We start from the raw sequence: 15,255 nt of genomic DNA, 5'->3' as shown, positions 1-15,255 counted from the left end.
CATGAACAGTTTTCAACATGCCGAGCAGGATATCGAGCGTTTCCGCCGGCGCATCCTCCTGAGCGGTGCATTTGTCTTTCTCTGCTTCTGCCTGCTCTTTGCCCGCTTTTTCTATCTGCAGGTCATGCGGCATGAGTACTACGCCACGCGCGCCGAGAGCAACCGCATTTCGTTTGCTCCGGTCATGCCCAACCGGGGCAGCATCGTTGACCGTAATGGTGTCGTGCTGGCGCGAAACTATGCGGCCTTCACCCTGGAAATCGTCCCGTCAAAGACTAATGGCCTGGAAGAAACCATCGATGGCTTGAGTGAAATTGTCGAGATCCAGCAGAAAGATCGGCGACGCTTTAAGCGGCTGCTGGAGGAGTCGAAGAATTTTGAATCGATTCCCATCCGGACGCGCCTGACGGATGAGGAAGTGGCCCGTTTCGCCGCCCAGCGTTATCGTTTTCCCGGCGTCGAAGTCAAGGCGCGGCTATTCCGCCAATATCCGGAAGGTGCCCTGGCAGCACACGCGATCGGGTACATCAGCCGCATCAATGCCAAGGACAAGGAAAGGATCGAAGCTGACGATCAGGAGGCCAACTACAAAGGCACTGAGCATATCGGCAAGATCGGGCTGGAAGCGCATTACGAATACGAGTTGCATGGCACCGTCGGCTATGAAGAGGTTGAGGTCGATGCAGGCGGGCGGGCCGTGCGGGTGCTGTCGCAGACGCCGCCGACGCCGGGCAATAACCTGACCCTGACCCTGGATGCAGGCTTGCAGCGGGTGGCCGAGCAGGCGTTCGGTGGCCGGCGCGGCTCCCTGACGGCCATCGATCCGAATAACGGTGCGGTGTTGGCACTGGTGTCCTCGCCGGCTTTCGATCCCAATCTGTTTGTTGATGGCATCCGTTTCGATGATTGGGATGAGCTCAACAACCATCCGGACAAACCGCTGCTCAATCGCGCCATTTACAGCACCTATCCGCCCGGGTCGACGTTCAAGCCACTGATGGCGCTGGGGGCCCTGACCACGGGCAAGCGCACGACTTACCAGGCAATCAACGATCCCGGCTATTTCAATTTCGGCAACCGCCGCTTCATGGATGACAAGGTCGGCGGGCATGGCACGGTGGATATGCTCAAATCCATCGTGGTGTCGTGCAATACCTACTACTACGTGCTGGCCAACGACATGGGGATCGACAACATCGCTCGCTTCATGGGGGATCTGGGCTTGGGGCGGCGTACTGAAATCGATATCCCGGGAGAAGCCCGGGGGATTTTGCCGTCGCCGGAGTGGAAGCGGCAGCGGTTCAAGAAACGCGAGCAACAGAAATGGTATCCAGGTGAAACCATTTCCGTCGGTATCGGCCAGGGGTACAACGCGTACTCCACGCTGCACATGGCGCATGCGCTGGCCAACGTGCTCAGCTATGGGCGGGTATTTCGTCCGCATCTCGTCAGCAGCATCACCAACCCCAGTAGTGGCGAGGTGCGTCTGGTCGAGCCGCAGCCGATCCGGCAGGTGGCGCTGAAGCGTGAGCACGTCGATTTCATCAAACGCGCCATGGCCGGCGTCGTGCAGTCGGGAACCGGGGCCCGGGCATTTGCCGGCGCGGCCTACACGTCGGGTGGCAAGACGGGGACTGCCCAGGTTTTCAGCCTGAAGAGCGGCCAGAAATATGTTTCCGGTCAGTTGCGCGAACGACTGCGCGACCATTCCTGGTACGTTGCTTTTGCGCCAGTCGAAGAGCCCAAGATCGTGGTCGCAGTCATGGTGGAGAACGGGGGATTCGGTGCGCAGTCAGCGGCGCCCATCGCGCGCCAGGTGTTTGATTATTATCTTGCCGGCCAGCCGCCGAGCGGCCCGGCCGCCGAAGATGAATCAGGCGAGGACGAAGGCGCCGAGCACGACTTGGTCGAGGAGCACGCGCATGAAATGGATTAAGGCACAGTGGCGGGAAACACTGGCGCATCTTGACCTGCCACTGCTACTGATCGTCTGCGTCCTGAGCGGGATTGGCCTGGCGAGCATTTATTCGGCGACAGCCAGCGATGGGTTCTGGAAACTGGACCGGCAGATCATCAACATGCTGGGGGCGGCCGCCGTCATGCTGACGGTTGCCCGGACACCACCGCAGACCATGATGCGCTATGCCGTGCCGCTCTATGTCCTGGGTGTGGTGCTGCTGGTGGCGGTGGCCCTGTTCGGGATCGTGGTGAATGGTTCGCGGCGCTGGATTTCGCTCATTGTCGTGCGTATTCAGCCGTCCGAGATCATGAAAGTGGCCATGCCGATGATGCTGGCCTGGTATTTCCATAAACATGAATCCGTGTTGCGGGCTCGTCATTACGCAACGGCCGCCCTGCTGTTGGCCGTGCCGGTGGTGTTCATTCTCAAGCAGCCGGATCTGGGAACGTCCTTGCTGATCATTGCAGCCGGATTTTTCGTCATCTTTTTTGCCGGTCTGCCGTGGAAGGTCATGTTTGCACTGGCGGCAGCTTTGGGTGCAGCATTGCCGATGGTGTGGACCATGTTGCATGACTACCAGCGGCGCCGGGTGATGACCCTGCTCGATCCGACTTCCGATCCACTCGGTGCCGGCTATCACATCATTCAATCGACCATCGCCATTGGTTCCGGCGGCACCCTCGGCAAGGGCTGGTTGAACGGCACCCAGACCCACCTTGAGTTCATTCCGGAAAAACACACCGATTTCATTTTTGCGGTGTTTTCGGAAGAGTGGGGACTGCTCGGTAATGGCGTACTGCTGATCTTGTTTACCCTGCTGGTGGGGCGCGGCCTGATGATCTCGGCGGCTGCGCCTACCATGTTCTCCCGCTTGCTGGCGGGCGCCGTGACACTGACACTGTTCATTTATGCTTTTGTGAATATGGGCATGGTGTCCGGTATCCTGCCGGTGGTCGGGGTGCCTTTGCCCTTCATCAGTTACGGCGGTACCGCCCTGATTACGCTGATGCTGGGCGTGGGCATCCTGATGAGCATCCATACCCATCGCATGCTGGTGAAAAAATGAACAACACAGTGATTCTTGCGGCCGCGCTTGCCGTCTTCCTCGCTGCCTGTGGCAGCACGCCCGAGCCCTCGGCGACGACGTCGGGTGGTCCGGCTGCAACGAGCAAATCGTCACCCGCCACGGGAGGCAAACGTGCCGGAGGCGGCTACTACAAGGATGACGGTCCGGCTGACGACATTCCTGCCAACCTCGAGCAGGTGCCGGATGCGGTGCCGCGCTGGGAGCCGCTGCACAAGCCGGCGTTGCGCCCCTACGAGGTGTTTGGCACGCGCTATGTGCCGCATACCAGCGTGCGACCGTACAAGGCACAGGGCATCGCCAGCTGGTATGGCAAGAAATTCCACGGGCAGAAAACGTCGATTGGTGTGCCCTACGACATGTTTGCCATGACCGCAGCGCATCCGACCCTGGCGCTGCCCTCCTATGCGCGGGTGACACGGCTCGACACGGGCAAGAGCGTTGTCGTGCGGGTGATCGATCGTGGTCCGTTCCATGCCGGCCGGGTCATTGATCTGTCCTATACCGCGGCCTACAAACTGGGCCTGATTCAAGGGGGGAGCGGCATGGTGGAAGTGGAGGCGATCATTCCGGATGCCGGCCAGACTGCCACCTATGCCCAGGTCGCGCCACCCTCCGTGCCGCAGGCTGCAGCGCCGGCGCCGCTGGTGGAGAACCGTTTGCCGGCGGGGGTATATCTGCAGCTGGGGGCCTTTGCCAACGCCGACAATGCCGATAATCTCAAGCGACACCTCGAACGCGAACTGGATTGGCTGAATGAACGCATGCACATCGTGCGTAATTTGCCGCTGCACCGCGTCCAATTAGGCCCCTATGCCGACCGCCAGGCCGCAGAGGCGGTGGCCGCCCGCATTCAGCAGGCACTGGGGTTCAAGCCGGCAGTGGTGAACCGCCCGTGAGTGTGGATTTGGGGGCGGTCAGGGTAAATCGACCCAGGCGCTGACGATGTTGCCGCGCCCGGCGTATTCCAGGTGTGAAAAACTGGTGGCGCGGGCCATGGCGATGCCGCGGCCATTGGCATCGAAGGCGCGCTCCGGATCGAAATCCAGATAGTTGGCCCAGGCAAAACCCGCCCCTTGGTCGACAATGCGAAAAACCAGATGGCCGGGATAGCGTTCCAGCGTGATGACTGCGCGGCGGTCACGATACTCCGGGCGCTGCAGACGGCGGCGGATCTCATTTTCCCAGCCGCCGTCCCATTTCAGAGCGGCTTTTTCCGCGTAGGTAATGCCGAGGTTGCCATGCTCGATGGCGTTGACCATCAGTTCCGATAGTCCGGGAGCCACCCGGTCCGGTTCCGGACAGAGCGCCGCCAGCATGGGGACGAGGGCGGAAACGTCGGCCAGCGTGGCAAACTGGTATTGCGCATTGATCAGCAGTTTCTGCACCTCTTTCTGGCCGCTTTCGAGACGAGCGGCGTGCTCGCGCAAGGCGGCCCGGGTGGCGCGGTCATCCAGAGCGGCCTGCACGATGGAGAGCAGGGCCGCGGCGGAGCTGGGTTTGGTCAGGTAGTAATGTGCGCCGGCAGCAAGGCCTTCGCGCACTTCCTCCGGCGAGTCAGCCGCAGTCTGCATGACGATGGGCAGGTCGGCAAAGCGCGTTTCCGCATGCAGGCGGCGCAAGAACGCCAGACCGTCGAGGTCGGGCAGGTAGCGGTCGAGAATCAGCAGGGAAAAATCACTCGCCGGATCGATCAGGCGTTGCCAGGCGGCTTCCGCATCGGTGAAGGTTTCCAGCAAAAAACCTTCGGGCACCAGGCAATCCTCAGCCAGCATCAGGCAGAGGGGTTCGTCATCGACAACCAGGATTCGTTTATTTGACATGATGGAGGGGTTTTTTCGGCATCCTAGCATGGCTTTCTGTTTGATACGGATCAATGGGCGGCGGCGCTGGCTGGCTATACTCGCCTTCTCCCCAACTCCAAGTGACGCTCATGCACGCATTGCCTGATCTCGTTTGCCCGGCTGGCAGTCTTCCCGCGCTGAAGACGGCGGTGGATCAAGGGGCGGACGCTGTCTATCTCGGTTTCAAGAATGACACCAACGCGCGCAATTTTGCCGGTCTGAATTTCGATCACAAAAGCATGGTCGAAGGTATCCGTTACGCCCACAGCAAGGGACGCGAGGTACTGCTGGCCATCAACACCTTCGCCCAGGCGGGCCGGGTGGCGGACTGGCGGAAGTCGGTGGATGCGGCCGTCGATCTCGGTGTCGATGCCATCATCCTGGCCGATGTCGGCCTGCTGGATTACGCCGCCAACAAGTATCCGCAGCAGCGCCTGCACCTGTCGGTGCAGGGGTCGGCGACCAGCTACGAAGCCATCAATTTCTGCCAGCGTGAATTCGGTGTGCGCCGGGCGGTGCTGCCGCGCGTGCTGACCCTGGCGCAGGTGGAGCATGTCATCAAGAACACGGACGTGGAAATCGAGGTGTTCGGTTTCGGCAGCCTGTGTGTGATGAATGAAGGTCGCTGCTGGCTGTCTTCCTATGCCTGCGGTGAATCGCCCAATACCGTTGGCGCCTGCTCGCCGGCCAAGTACGTGAAGTGGGACAAGCAGCCAGGCCAGATGGAAACGCGCCTGAACGGCATTCTCATCGACCGCTTTGGCGACGATGAGCCGGCCGGTTATCCGACCTTGTGCAAGGGGCGTTTCGATGTGCAGGGTGAAACCTATTACGCTCTGGAAGAGCCGACCAGCCTCAATGTGCTGGAAATCCTGCCGGACATTCTCAAAATCGGCGTGCGTGCGATCAAGATCGAAGGCCGCCAGCGCAGCCCGGCCTATGTTGCCCAGGTCACCCGCACCCTGCGTGCGGCCTTGGACAGCCTGCGTGACAGTGGTGAGCGCTACCACGTCAAACCCAGCTGGCAGGCCGAGTTGGCGAAGGTTTCCGAAGGCAATCAGGCTACCCTGGGGGCTTATAATCGCCCCTGGCGCTGATGCAGGTGCGGACGATCTGCGGCACAACCTGTACGCTTTATCTGGCACATCACTCATGAAACTTTCCCTTGGTCCCCTGCTGTATTTCTGGCCCAAAGCCGAAGTCCTCGATTTTTACGCGGCGATGGCGGACAACCCGGCGCTCGACACGTTTTATGTCGGTGAAGTCGTATGCTCGCGCCGCCAGCAATTGCGTACTACCGACTGGATCGGACTGGCGCGCGACCTGACCGATGCCGGCAAGGAAGTGGTGGTATCGGCGCAAGCGCTGCTGGAATCGGAAAGTGATCTGAAAGCGCTGCGGCGGATCGTCGATGAGGCCGGCTGCAAGGTGGAAGCCAACGATCTCGGAGCGGTCAATCTGGTCAGCGGCCAGCCCTTTGTCGCAGGCGCGCATCTGAACATCTATAACGAAGCAACGCTGGCCACCTTTGCCCGCTATGGCATGTGCCGCTGGGTGCCGCCGCTGGAAGCGAGCGGGGAAATGATCGAGAAACTGCACCGCAGCCGCCCGGCCGGTGTCGCCACCGAAGTGTTTGCCTTTGGCAAACTGCCGCTGGCGTTTTCGGCACGTTGCTTTACGGCCCGCCACTACAACCTGAACAAGGACGACTGTCAGTTCAAGTGCCTGGATCACGCCGAAGGGCTGACCCTGCGGACCCGCGAGGGGCAGGATTTCCTCACCATCAATGGCATCCAGACCATGTCGGCGCAAACCTATTGCCTGCTCGATGAAATGCCGGCGCTGCGGGCCATGGGGATCGATGGTGTGCGCATCAGTCCGCAGAAAGAACACATGCCCGCGATCATCGCTGCCTTCGATGCTGCCCGCCGGGGAGAATCCGTCAGCGCGGACACCTCGGCCTGGAGTGGCTGTGGTCTGGTCAATGGTTACTGGTTTGGCGATGCCGGTATTGCGGAACACCATCACCGCCTTCTGCAGGAAATTGGAGCCGACGCATGAACCAGAAAATGACGATTCCCCGCTTCCGTCTGCCGCAGTTCGTCGCCAGTCTGGGCCAGAAACTGCCGCAATGGCCGCATTCCCTGGTGCTGACCGGAGCGCTCAATGCCGCGCTGAAACTCAAACTGCTGCCGGAAAGCGAACTGGCGCTGCTGGAAGACAAGCTGTTCCGCGTACGGGTACTGGATACCGGTGGCGAAGCCCTCTACACCTTTCGCTCCGGCCTGTTCCGCCCGGTCTTTCAGGCGACGCGCGAACCGGATCTGGCCTTTGCCGCCAACCTTTCCGCCTATCTGCAATTGCTCACGCGGCAGGAAGATCCGGACACCCTGTTCTTCAATCGGGAACTGGAAATCACTGGTGACACCGAGCTGGGGCTGATCGTCAAGAACATGCTTGATGCTGTCGAGTGGCCCAATCTGCCGCAGTTGCCACTGCTCAGGGGCTGACCCGCACGCCTGCAGATTTCTGTGGTTGCAGATTAAAGAAACGGCCCGCTTAGGGCCGTTTGCTATTCACCGGCGCCGGCTTCAGTTCTGCTCGGCGATGAAGATTTCGACCCGGCGGTTTTGTGCCCGACCCTGTGGCGTCGCATTGTCGGCGACAGGTTCGCGCGCGCCACGGCCATCGACGCTGATGCGCGAACTGGCGACGCCACGCGGGACCAGGTAATCACGCACGGCGGCAGCACGGTTCAACGACAAAGGATTATTCACTGCGTCCGAGCCGGAAGCGTCGGTATGGCCAATGATGGTGACGCGTGTGCCGGGATGTTGCGCAAGATTACTGGCCAGATTGTCCAGCACCGGGCGCAGCGAGGGCTTGATGGTGGCACTGCCGGAATCGAAGGAAACATCGCTGGGGATTTCGATTTTCAGGCGGTTGTCCTGGGTTTGCGATACCTCGATGCCAGTGCCCTGGGTGGCCTGCTCCATGGCCGCCTGCTGTTCCTGCATGCGTTTGGACCACAGGTAGCCACCACCAGCGCCAAGCGCGGCACCCGCCGCCGCGCCGATGGCAGCGCCCTTGCCACGGTCTTTCTTGCTCGCGGTGGCGGCGCCAATGACAGCGCCCGCGGCGGCGCCGATGGCGGCACCGGTGCCGGTCCTGCGTTGCGTGTCGTCCATGTTGGCGCAGCCGGAAAGGACACTGGACAGTGCCAGGGTTACGGCACTCAGGGTAATGAGGGTTTTTTTCATGGTGCGATTCCTTTTGTGTGGGGTGTGCCCGTAGCCTAGCACTGCCTCGGGCGAGGCTGTTGGAGGGCGTTGTAACAAAAGGAAAAACAGGCTTTACATATGTCGTCTACAGACGACAGCTCCAGTAATTTTCGTAAAGTGGAAAAACAAAAGGCGGACTCGCGGTCCGCCTTTTGCTATATCAGCCCGGCTTACTTGCTCTTTTGCGTATCCAGGCGGAACTTGACGAACGAGCCCGGCGCCGGTTCGATGACCTTCAGCGGGCCGGCATCTGCCGGGCGCGCCTTGACCTTGGCGTCGCCGCCGGGGAGGGTGGTGACCCAGTCATGCCAGTGGGTCCACCACGAACCAGCGTGCTGTGTCGCGCCAGCCAGGAAATCTTCCGGGCTTTCCGGCAGGTTGCCGTCAGTGGCTTCGTTGATCCAGTAGCCGTATTTGTTGGCAGCCGGTGGATTGACGATGCCGGCGATGTGGCCGGAGCCGCCCAGCACGAACTTGGTTGGGCCGGAGGGCAGGCGGGCGCCCATGTAGGTGCTCTTCCACGGTGCGATGTGGTCTTCGATGGTGGAGATGAAATAGCACGGCGTCTTGACCTTGCTGATATCGATCTTGACCCCGCCCAGGGTCAGTCCGCCCGGCTCCTTGAGCAGATTGGCCAAGTACATGTTGCGCAGATAGTAGCTGTGCATCGCCGCCGGCATGCGGGTGGAGTCGGAGTTCCAGTAGAGCAGATCGAAGGGGAAGGGGTCCTTGCCCATCAGGTAGTTGTTCACCACGAAGGACCAGATCAGGTCGTTGGCGCGCAGCATGTTGAAGGTGCCGGCCATTTCTGAGCCTTCCAGGAAGCCGCGTTCGTTCATGCGTTTTTCCAGGCCGGTGACAGCGCCTTCGTCGAGGAATACACCCAATTCGCCCGGATCGGAAAAGTCGATCATGGTGGTGAAGAAGGTGGCCGAATTGACGCGCTTGTCCTTCTTGGCGGTGAGGTAGGCGAGCGTGGTCATCAGCAGGGTGCCACCAAGGCAGTAGCCAGCCATGTTGACGCTGTCTTCACCGGTTTGCTTGCAGACCTGGTTGAGCGCTTCGACCGAGCCCTCGAGCAGGTAGTGTTCGAAGGACTTTTCAGCTAGCTTTTCGTCCGGGTTGACCCAGGACATGATGAAGGTGGTATGCCCCTGGCTGGTGGCCCAGTTCACCAGCGAATTCTTCTCGCGCAGGTCGAGGATGTAGTACTTGTTGATCCAGGGCGGCACGATCAGCAGCGGTTTCTTGAACTGTTCTGGGGTCTTTGGATCGTACTGGATGAGCTGGAACAGATCGTTCTGGAAAATCACCTTGCCCGGCGTGGTGGCGACGTTTTTGCCCATTTCGAAGGCGTTGGTGTCGGTCATGCGGATGCGCAGTTGCCCGTCGCCGGCCTCCATGTCCTGCAGCAGGTTGTTGAGACCCTTGATCAGATTCTGGCCGTTGCTCTTCACCGTTTCACGGAAGACTTCCGGATTGGTCATGGCGAAGTTGGACGGCGACAGCGCATCGATGTACTGGCGGGTGAAGAAATTGACCTTCTGCTGCGTCGCCTCGTCCAGACCCTCGGTACAGCAGACGGTGTCATGGATGTGGCGGGCGGCGATGAGGTAAGACTGCTTCATGAAGTCGAACAGGAAGTGCTCTTCCCATTCCTCGTCCTTGAAGCGTTTATCGTCTTTTTTCGGGGCGGCGACCGGGGTGGCGTTGGGCATCCCCATCATCTTCATCATGGAGCCCTGCCACAGCGAGAAGTAATCCCACATCATGTTCATCTGGGTTTGCGCCAGCTTGTAGGGATTGGCGAGCAAACGTGCCGACAGGTCCATGAAGGCACGGGCCACACCGAGTTCGTCGGCCGGCACGTCAACACCGGCTTGCGCCTTCTTTTCCATGAATTGGCCGATCAGGCGGGAGGCGCGTTGGGCGACCTCGGCATAGGTCTTGGCCATTTCGGCCGGGTTGGGCAGGTTGTTCCCGACTTCTTCCGTTTTTTGTGACATGTGATGACTCCTCTCTCAGTGGGCTGTGCTCGATGGGCTCGAACACGTGTAACGGATTATCCCGGCGGCGTCAATGTGGCGCAACAAGCGGCCGGCATGGTGTAGATGGTTCAGGTGGGCGATGGCTTCGCCCATGGCGAACATGGTCTGATGGGTGTCGAGCGTGCGGCCAAACAGCACGTCCAGCAGTTCGGCGGCAGCTCGGGGGGTGCTGGCGCAACTGGCCTCCAGCGCCTGCAGCCGTTCGCGATGGTGTTCCTGCAGGGCGGTGACGCGGGCAGCGACGCCGGTGAAGGGACGGCCATGCGAGGGCAGAACGAGTGTAGCGGCCGGAAGTTGCACGGACATTTCAGTCAGGGAGGCAAGGTACCAGCCGAGTGCGTCGGCATCTGGCGTTGCGGCGAAGACGCTGATGTTGGTGGAAATGCGTGGCAGCAGCATGTCGCCGGAAATGCACAGGCCCAGTTCGGGGCAATGCAGTGCCAGATGTTCCGGGGCGTGGCCGTGTCCGATCAGGGTGTGCCAGTGCCGGCCGTCGATGGTCAGCGAATCGCCGGCTTTCAGGCGGTCGTAATGATCCGGCAGGCTGGGCATCGCCTTGCGGTAGCCTGAACCGCGCTGGGCGAATTTTTCCAGGCGTTCGGCGTCCAGTCCGTGCTGGCGGAACTGTTCAACCATGAAGCGTGCCCCATGTCCGCCGACTTCGTTCCATACCGCATGGGCGGTGAGGAATTCGCCGCTGGTCATGAGCAGGCGTGCCCCGGTTTCCTGCAGCAGCCAGTCGGCCAGGCCGAGGTGGTCGGGGTGGAAGTGCGTGACGATGATGCGTTTGAGTGGTCCCTGCAGAGTGGCGAGGACGCTGCGCCAGATGGTGCGGCCTTCCTCATCTGGAAACCCTGTGTCGACCAGAGTCCAGCCGTCGCCATCGCGCAGCAGCCACAGGTTGATGTGGTCCAGCTGGAACGGCAGGGGCAGACGGAGCCAGAAAACGCCCGCGCAAATCTGAAAAAGCTCGCCAGGGGCAGGGGTTTCGCCGAATGGGTAATGCAGGGACATGAAAAAACCGGAAGGGTGTGCGGAGTGCCAATGCGGACAAGTTACCATACGGGTGCGGATTGAAAAACAATTCGCTTTGCCAGTCATAATGTGGATACAAAGGAGAAACAATGCGACCGTCGGGCGCTGTGTTCAGCATTTCCGATCTCGCGCGTGAATTCGCCATCACCCCGCGCACCATCCGTTTCTGGGAGGATCAGGGCATCCTGGCGCCGCAGCGGGAGGGGAATAAACGAGTGTTTACCCGCCGTGATCGTGCCCGCCTGAAAATGGCCCTGCGCGGCAAGCGCCTGGGGCTGAGCCTGGCCGAGATCAAGGATCTGATCGGCATGTATGCTTCGACCGAAGACGAAACGCCGCAACTCGTCGAGTGTCTGCGCATCATGGAAAAGCGTCGGGCGGCGCTGGAGCAGCAGCGCGAGGATATCGAGGCGATGCTGGCCGATATCGCCCAGTTCGAAACTCTGTGTCGGACAGAGCTGGGGCGGCGGGCGACGATCCGCTAATTTGCATGGTGTGGGTGCTTGATTTTGTGGTCGGTTGCGCCGGAAAGCAGGTTGAGACGGCAAGCCGGTGTGCTTCAATAAAGCTATTTCCAATCTCCAGAGACAACGCATATGGTTGAGCCAATCCGCTTGGGGCTGATGTCTCCCCTGACAGGCCTGGTCGGTTTGTACGGGCAGGAGATCGTCAATGCGGCGCGCATCGCCAGTGAGGAAATCAACCAGCGGGGCGGCTTGCTTGGGCGGTCGCTCGAGCTGGTCGTCGAGGACGATGGCAGTGTGCCCGCGACGGCTGTTCCGGCGGCGGAAAGATTGCTCGATCAGCACGGCTGCGTTGCGCTGATCGGCAATCTGCTGTCCAGCTCGCGGATTGCGGTGGTTGCCCAGGTGGCCGCGCCGCGCCAGATCCCCCTGCTGAATTTCTCTTTTTACGAGGGGAGTATCAGTAGCCGCTACTTCTTCAATTTTGCCGCCCTGCCCAACCAGCAGATCGACAAGATGATTCCGTTCATGGCGCAGCGCTACGGCGTCAAGATGTTCTTCGCCGGCAATAACTATGAGTGGCCGCGCGGCTCCATCGATGCCGCCAAACGGGTGCTGCAGCGGCTGGAAGGCACCGTGGTCGGTGAGGAATATCTGTCCATCGGTGCCAGCAAGGATGAAATTGAACACCTGCTGGAGCAGCTCGCCTGCTCAGGGGCCGATGTTTTTGTGCCGTATTTCGCAGGCAGCGACCAGCTGGCGATTCTCACGCGCTTTGCCGAGCGCGGCTTGAAGCAGCGCATGACGGTCGTGATGGGGCATTACGACGAAATGCTGGTGAGCCAGCTGCCCCCTGCGGTGCGCGAAGGTTTGTATTCCAGCAGCACCTATTTCATGTCGCTGCGCACGGCGGAAAATCACCGTCTGCTGCAGCAGCTGGCGCGCCAGCCGGGGGTGACGGGCATCTGGCCGCACGGCAATGGTGTGCTGACTAATTTTGGTGAAGCCGCCTATCTGTGCGTGCATGCGTTTGCCCGCGCCGTCGAGGCCGCCGGCAGTGTTGCCGCCGAGGCCTTGATTGGCGCGCTGGAGCAGGTCTGGGTGAGCGGCCCGCAAGGCGTGGTCGAGATGGACGCCGCCACCCATCACGCCAGCGTGAATGCGTATCTGGCCTGCTGCAATGCCGACGGCAGCTTCGACGTGGTGCAGAGCTTTGGCCGTATTCCGCCGCAGATTCCCGAACGTTACCGGCGGCATGCCGACGAGGCGGTTGCCAGCGCCGAAGCGCCGGCTGTGCCGGCAGCGGCGGCACGACTGGTAGTGGAGATGGGGCAGGGCCGGATGCGCCATGAAAATGCGCAACACATTCTGTCGGTGGCGGATATGGCAATCATCGCCACGGATGGTCGTGGTGTCATCACTGAATCCAATCGTTGCGCCGAGTCCCTGTTCGGCTATGAGCGGCAGGAATTGCTTGGCATGTCGATTCATCTGCTGCTGCCGCCGCATTTTCGCCAACGGCATGCCGAACTGCTCGCTGCATTTGTTCAGGGTGACGAGCAGGAACGGAAAATGGGCGGCCGCAATGATGTGGTCGGTTACCGCAAGGATGGCACTTTCTTTCCGCTCGAGGCCTCGATTGCCAAGTTCCGCGATGGTGACGACTGGTTGCTGGTGGTGACCTTGCGCGACATTACCGAGCGCAAGCGGGCGGAGGAAGAACTCACCCGCCGGGCGACCCATGACGCGCTGACCGGATTGCCGAATCGGGTTCTGATCCGCGAGCGCCTGACGCAGGCCTTGCAGCGTTCGCGGCGCAGCGGTCTGAATGTGGCCTTGCTGTTCATCGATCTGGATGGCTTCAAGCTGATCAATGACACCTATGGTCATGAGGTCGGGGATCTGCTCCTGCAAAGCGTTGCCCGACGCTTGATCGAGCAGGTGCGTCCAGGCGATACCGTTGGCCGGCTGGCCGGCGATGAATTCATCGCCCTGTGCGAGCAGGTCGAGGAGCCGGTCAGCATGTCCTTGCTGGCGGCGCGGATCAACGACATATTGCGGCAGCCGGTCGTGTTTCAGGGCCACGATCTGTTCGTGACGGGCAGTGTCGGGGTGGCGATTGGGAATGGCAGTACGCATTCGGCGGATGATCTGCTGCGCTATGCCGATACCGCGATGTATGCGGTCAAGGAAAGTGGCCGCGATGGCTGGCAGTTCTTCAATGAGAGCCTGCAGGCGCAGGCGCAGCAGCGGCTGACGATCACCAATGGGTTGCGGCAGGCGATCGAGCGGGATGAATTTTCCGTGCGCTTCCAGCCGATTGTCGGTGCTGAAAGCGGCCGTATTGCAGGTGCCGAGCTGTTGTTGCGCTGGACGCCGGCCAGCGGCGAGGTGTCGCCCGCCGTCTTCATTCCGATTGCCGAGCTGACCGGTGCCATTGTGCCCATCGGCCTCTGGGTCTTCCGCCAGGCCTGCCGGGCCGAGGCGGAGTGGCGGAATCGCTGGGGCAATGAGGCGCCGTATATTTCCGTCAATGTGTCCGCGCGTCAGCTCAGTGAAACTACGCTGGTCGAAAATTTCAGTGCCATTTTGCAGGAAACGGGTGCCGAGCCGACGCGGCTGTTGCTGGAGATCACTGAAACTGCCCTGATGGCGGATGTCGAGACCAATCTGCGCATTCTGCGGCGGCTGGCCGATCTCGGCTTGCGGGTTGCAGTCGATGATTTCGGCACCGGCTATTCCTCGCTGGCGCAATTGACCCGTCTGCCGGTCAATGTCCTGAAAATCGATCGTGCCTTTGTCGACGGCATTGAAAGGAGTGAGGAAAGCCGGGCCATCATCCGTGCGGTGATCGGCATCGCCCGTTCGCTGGGTCTGAAGCTGGTGGCGGAAGGGGTGGAAACGGGGGCGCAGCAGCGCGAGTTGTGTACCTACGGCTGCGATCTGATCCAGGGTTATTACTTCCACCGCCCGCTGGAGGAACAGACCTTCTGCGCGACTTTCGAGCGCGAGCAGGGCGAGTTTGTCGGTGAGACCCGGCCACCGCTGTACTACCTGCTGTATGTCAGCCGCAGCCGGGCGCTGATGACGGAAGAAGAGTTGCTTGACCTGTTGCAGCGTGTCCGGCGGCACAATCGCTTGACCGGGGTGTCTGGCTGCCTGATCTACCACGAAGGTGAATTCATGCAGTTGCTCGAAGGCCGGCAGGAAGACCTGCAGGTGTTGCGCGACAAGATTGCTGCCGATCAGCGCCACGAAGGCTTCCGGGTGGTTGCCGAGGGCCCCCTGCAGCGGCGTGTTTTCAACGACTGGGGCATGGTGCTGCGGCATGTCCGCACGGCCGACAACGGCGAGCAGCCGGATTTCTCCGCCTGGCAGAAGCGCCAGATCCGCTTTGCCGATCTGGCCGACGATCCGCAGCTCTGTTACGCCTACATCAGCGCCCATGCGCAGTAGGCGCGGTTGTTGGTGCGTGGTGCCGCAGTAACGTTGCGGGCTGTTGCAGTGGGTGCAGATCTGGGGGTTGGGTCAGGAAAGGC

12 protein-coding genes are annotated in these 15,255 nt (G+C 60.9%); 8 read left to right on the top strand and 4 right to left on the bottom strand.

Annotated features, from left to right (window positions below):
• The first annotated feature begins 1 nt into the window (after position 1).
• Genes mrdA through JYJ39_RS09955 form a run of 3 tightly spaced genes read left to right on the top strand, consistent with a single transcriptional unit; the run spans position 2 to position 3,943 of the window.
• The gene (gene mrdA / locus JYJ39_RS09965; protein WP_205204046.1) at positions 2 to 1,936 is read left to right on the top strand and encodes a penicillin-binding protein 2; all 1,935 of its coding nucleotides are present in this window, start codon (positions 2 to 4) and stop codon (positions 1,934 to 1,936) included.
• Complete coding sequence (rodA, locus tag JYJ39_RS09960) at positions 1,923 to 3,026, top strand: rod shape-determining protein RodA (RefSeq protein ID WP_205204045.1); 1,104 nt, start codon at positions 1,923 to 1,925, stop codon at positions 3,024 to 3,026. Before mrdA ends, rodA begins: the two co-directional genes overlap by 14 nt.
• Positions 3,023 to 3,943: a septal ring lytic transglycosylase RlpA family protein gene (locus JYJ39_RS09955; RefSeq protein ID WP_205204044.1), complete on the top strand. Its 921-nt coding sequence runs from the start codon at positions 3,023 to 3,025 to the stop codon at positions 3,941 to 3,943. Before rodA ends, JYJ39_RS09955 begins: the two co-directional genes overlap by 4 nt.
• A gap of 18 nt (positions 3,944 to 3,961) precedes the next feature.
• On the opposite strand, the gene JYJ39_RS09950 is transcribed toward JYJ39_RS09955, so the two are convergent.
• Positions 3,962 to 4,867: a response regulator gene (locus JYJ39_RS09950; RefSeq protein ID WP_205204043.1), complete on the bottom strand. Its 906-nt coding sequence runs from the start codon at positions 4,865 to 4,867 to the stop codon at positions 3,962 to 3,964.
• A 110-nt stretch (positions 4,868 to 4,977) separates the two neighbouring features.
• Here JYJ39_RS09950 and ubiU point away from each other — a divergent pair, with 110 nt between their 5' ends.
• Genes ubiU through ubiT form a run of 3 tightly spaced genes read left to right on the top strand, consistent with a single transcriptional unit; the run spans position 4,978 to position 7,398 of the window.
• Positions 4,978 to 5,985, top strand: a complete 1,008-nt coding sequence (ubiU, locus tag JYJ39_RS09945; RefSeq protein ID WP_205204042.1) for a ubiquinone anaerobic biosynthesis protein UbiU — start codon at positions 4,978 to 4,980, stop codon at positions 5,983 to 5,985.
• Between the two features lie 55 nt (positions 5,986 to 6,040).
• The gene (locus tag JYJ39_RS09940) at positions 6,041 to 6,949 is read left to right on the top strand and encodes a U32 family peptidase (RefSeq protein ID WP_205204041.1); all 909 of its coding nucleotides are present in this window, start codon (positions 6,041 to 6,043) and stop codon (positions 6,947 to 6,949) included.
• The gene (ubiT, locus tag JYJ39_RS09935) at positions 6,946 to 7,398 is read left to right on the top strand and encodes a ubiquinone anaerobic biosynthesis accessory factor UbiT (RefSeq protein WP_205204040.1); all 453 of its coding nucleotides are present in this window, start codon (positions 6,946 to 6,948) and stop codon (positions 7,396 to 7,398) included. Before JYJ39_RS09940 ends, ubiT begins: the two co-directional genes overlap by 4 nt.
• An 81-nt stretch (positions 7,399 to 7,479) precedes the next feature.
• On the opposite strand, the gene JYJ39_RS09930 is transcribed toward ubiT, so the two are convergent.
• The 3 genes from JYJ39_RS09930 to JYJ39_RS09920 all read right to left on the bottom strand — a co-directional run bounded on the left by JYJ39_RS09930 (position 7,480) and on the right by JYJ39_RS09920 (position 11,231).
• Positions 7,480 to 8,148 carry an OmpA family protein gene (locus tag JYJ39_RS09930; RefSeq protein ID WP_205204038.1) on the bottom strand — a complete coding sequence of 223 codons (669 nt, stop codon included), beginning with the start codon at positions 8,146 to 8,148 and terminating at the stop codon, positions 7,480 to 7,482.
• Positions 8,149 to 8,339: 191 nt separating this feature from the next.
• Positions 8,340 to 10,175 (bottom strand): PHA/PHB synthase family protein, encoded by a 1,836-nt coding sequence (locus JYJ39_RS09925; protein ID WP_205204036.1) that lies wholly within the window; start codon positions 10,173 to 10,175, stop codon positions 8,340 to 8,342.
• 15 nt (positions 10,176 to 10,190) lie between these two features.
• The gene (locus tag JYJ39_RS09920; protein ID WP_205204034.1) at positions 10,191 to 11,231 is read right to left on the bottom strand and encodes an MBL fold metallo-hydrolase; all 1,041 of its coding nucleotides are present in this window, start codon (positions 11,229 to 11,231) and stop codon (positions 10,191 to 10,193) included.
• A 110-nt stretch (positions 11,232 to 11,341) separates the two neighbouring features.
• On the opposite strand from JYJ39_RS09920, the gene JYJ39_RS09915 reads away from it, so the two are divergent.
• Both JYJ39_RS09915 and JYJ39_RS09910 read left to right on the top strand, forming a co-directional pair.
• The gene (locus JYJ39_RS09915) at positions 11,342 to 11,737 is read left to right on the top strand and encodes a MerR family transcriptional regulator (protein WP_205204032.1); all 396 of its coding nucleotides are present in this window, start codon (positions 11,342 to 11,344) and stop codon (positions 11,735 to 11,737) included.
• 111 nt (positions 11,738 to 11,848) lie between these two features.
• A complete protein-coding gene (locus JYJ39_RS09910; protein ID WP_275887971.1) occupies positions 11,849 to 15,172 on the top strand; it encodes an EAL domain-containing protein in 3,324 nt (1,107 codons plus the stop codon).
• The last annotated feature ends 83 nt before the right edge of the window (positions 15,173 to 15,255 follow it).

The sequence above is a fragment of the Azonexus hydrophilus genome (genome assembly GCF_905120355.1).
Classification (GTDB): Bacteria; Pseudomonadota; Gammaproteobacteria; order Burkholderiales; family Rhodocyclaceae; genus Azonexus.
The sequence above is the reverse complement of the archived record's forward strand: the minus strand, read 5'-3'. Positions and strand labels throughout refer to the sequence as shown.

What these genes read in the sequence shown, in the direction of transcription:
- JYJ39_RS09955 (WP_205204044.1), top strand. Translation starts at nt 3,023, where the DNA reads ATGAACAACACAGTGATTCTTGCGGCCGCGCTTGCCGTCTTCCTCGCT.
- ubiT (WP_205204040.1), top strand. Translation starts at nt 6,946, where the DNA reads ATGAACCAGAAAATGACGATTCCCCGCTTCCGTCTGCCGCAGTTCGTC.
- JYJ39_RS09915 (WP_205204032.1), top strand. Translation starts at nt 11,342, where the DNA reads ATGCGACCGTCGGGCGCTGTGTTCAGCATTTCCGATCTCGCGCGTGAA.
- JYJ39_RS09950 (WP_205204043.1), bottom strand. Translation starts at nt 4,867, where the DNA reads ATGTCAAATAAACGAATCCTGGTTGTCGATGACGAACCCCTCTGCCTG.
- JYJ39_RS09910 (WP_275887971.1), top strand. Translation starts at nt 11,849, where the DNA reads ATGGTTGAGCCAATCCGCTTGGGGCTGATGTCTCCCCTGACAGGCCTG.
- rodA (WP_205204045.1), top strand. Translation starts at nt 1,923, where the DNA reads ATGAAATGGATTAAGGCACAGTGGCGGGAAACACTGGCGCATCTTGAC.
- mrdA (WP_205204046.1), top strand. Translation starts at nt 2, where the DNA reads ATGAACAGTTTTCAACATGCCGAGCAGGATATCGAGCGTTTCCGCCGG.
- JYJ39_RS09920 (WP_205204034.1), bottom strand. Translation starts at nt 11,231, where the DNA reads ATGTCCCTGCATTACCCATTCGGCGAAACCCCTGCCCCTGGCGAGCTT.
- JYJ39_RS09925 (WP_205204036.1), bottom strand. Translation starts at nt 10,175, where the DNA reads ATGTCACAAAAAACGGAAGAAGTCGGGAACAACCTGCCCAACCCGGCC.
- JYJ39_RS09930 (WP_205204038.1), bottom strand. Translation starts at nt 8,148, where the DNA reads ATGAAAAAAACCCTCATTACCCTGAGTGCCGTAACCCTGGCACTGTCC.
- ubiU (WP_205204042.1), top strand. Translation starts at nt 4,978, where the DNA reads ATGCACGCATTGCCTGATCTCGTTTGCCCGGCTGGCAGTCTTCCCGCG.
- JYJ39_RS09940 (WP_205204041.1), top strand. Translation starts at nt 6,041, where the DNA reads ATGAAACTTTCCCTTGGTCCCCTGCTGTATTTCTGGCCCAAAGCCGAA.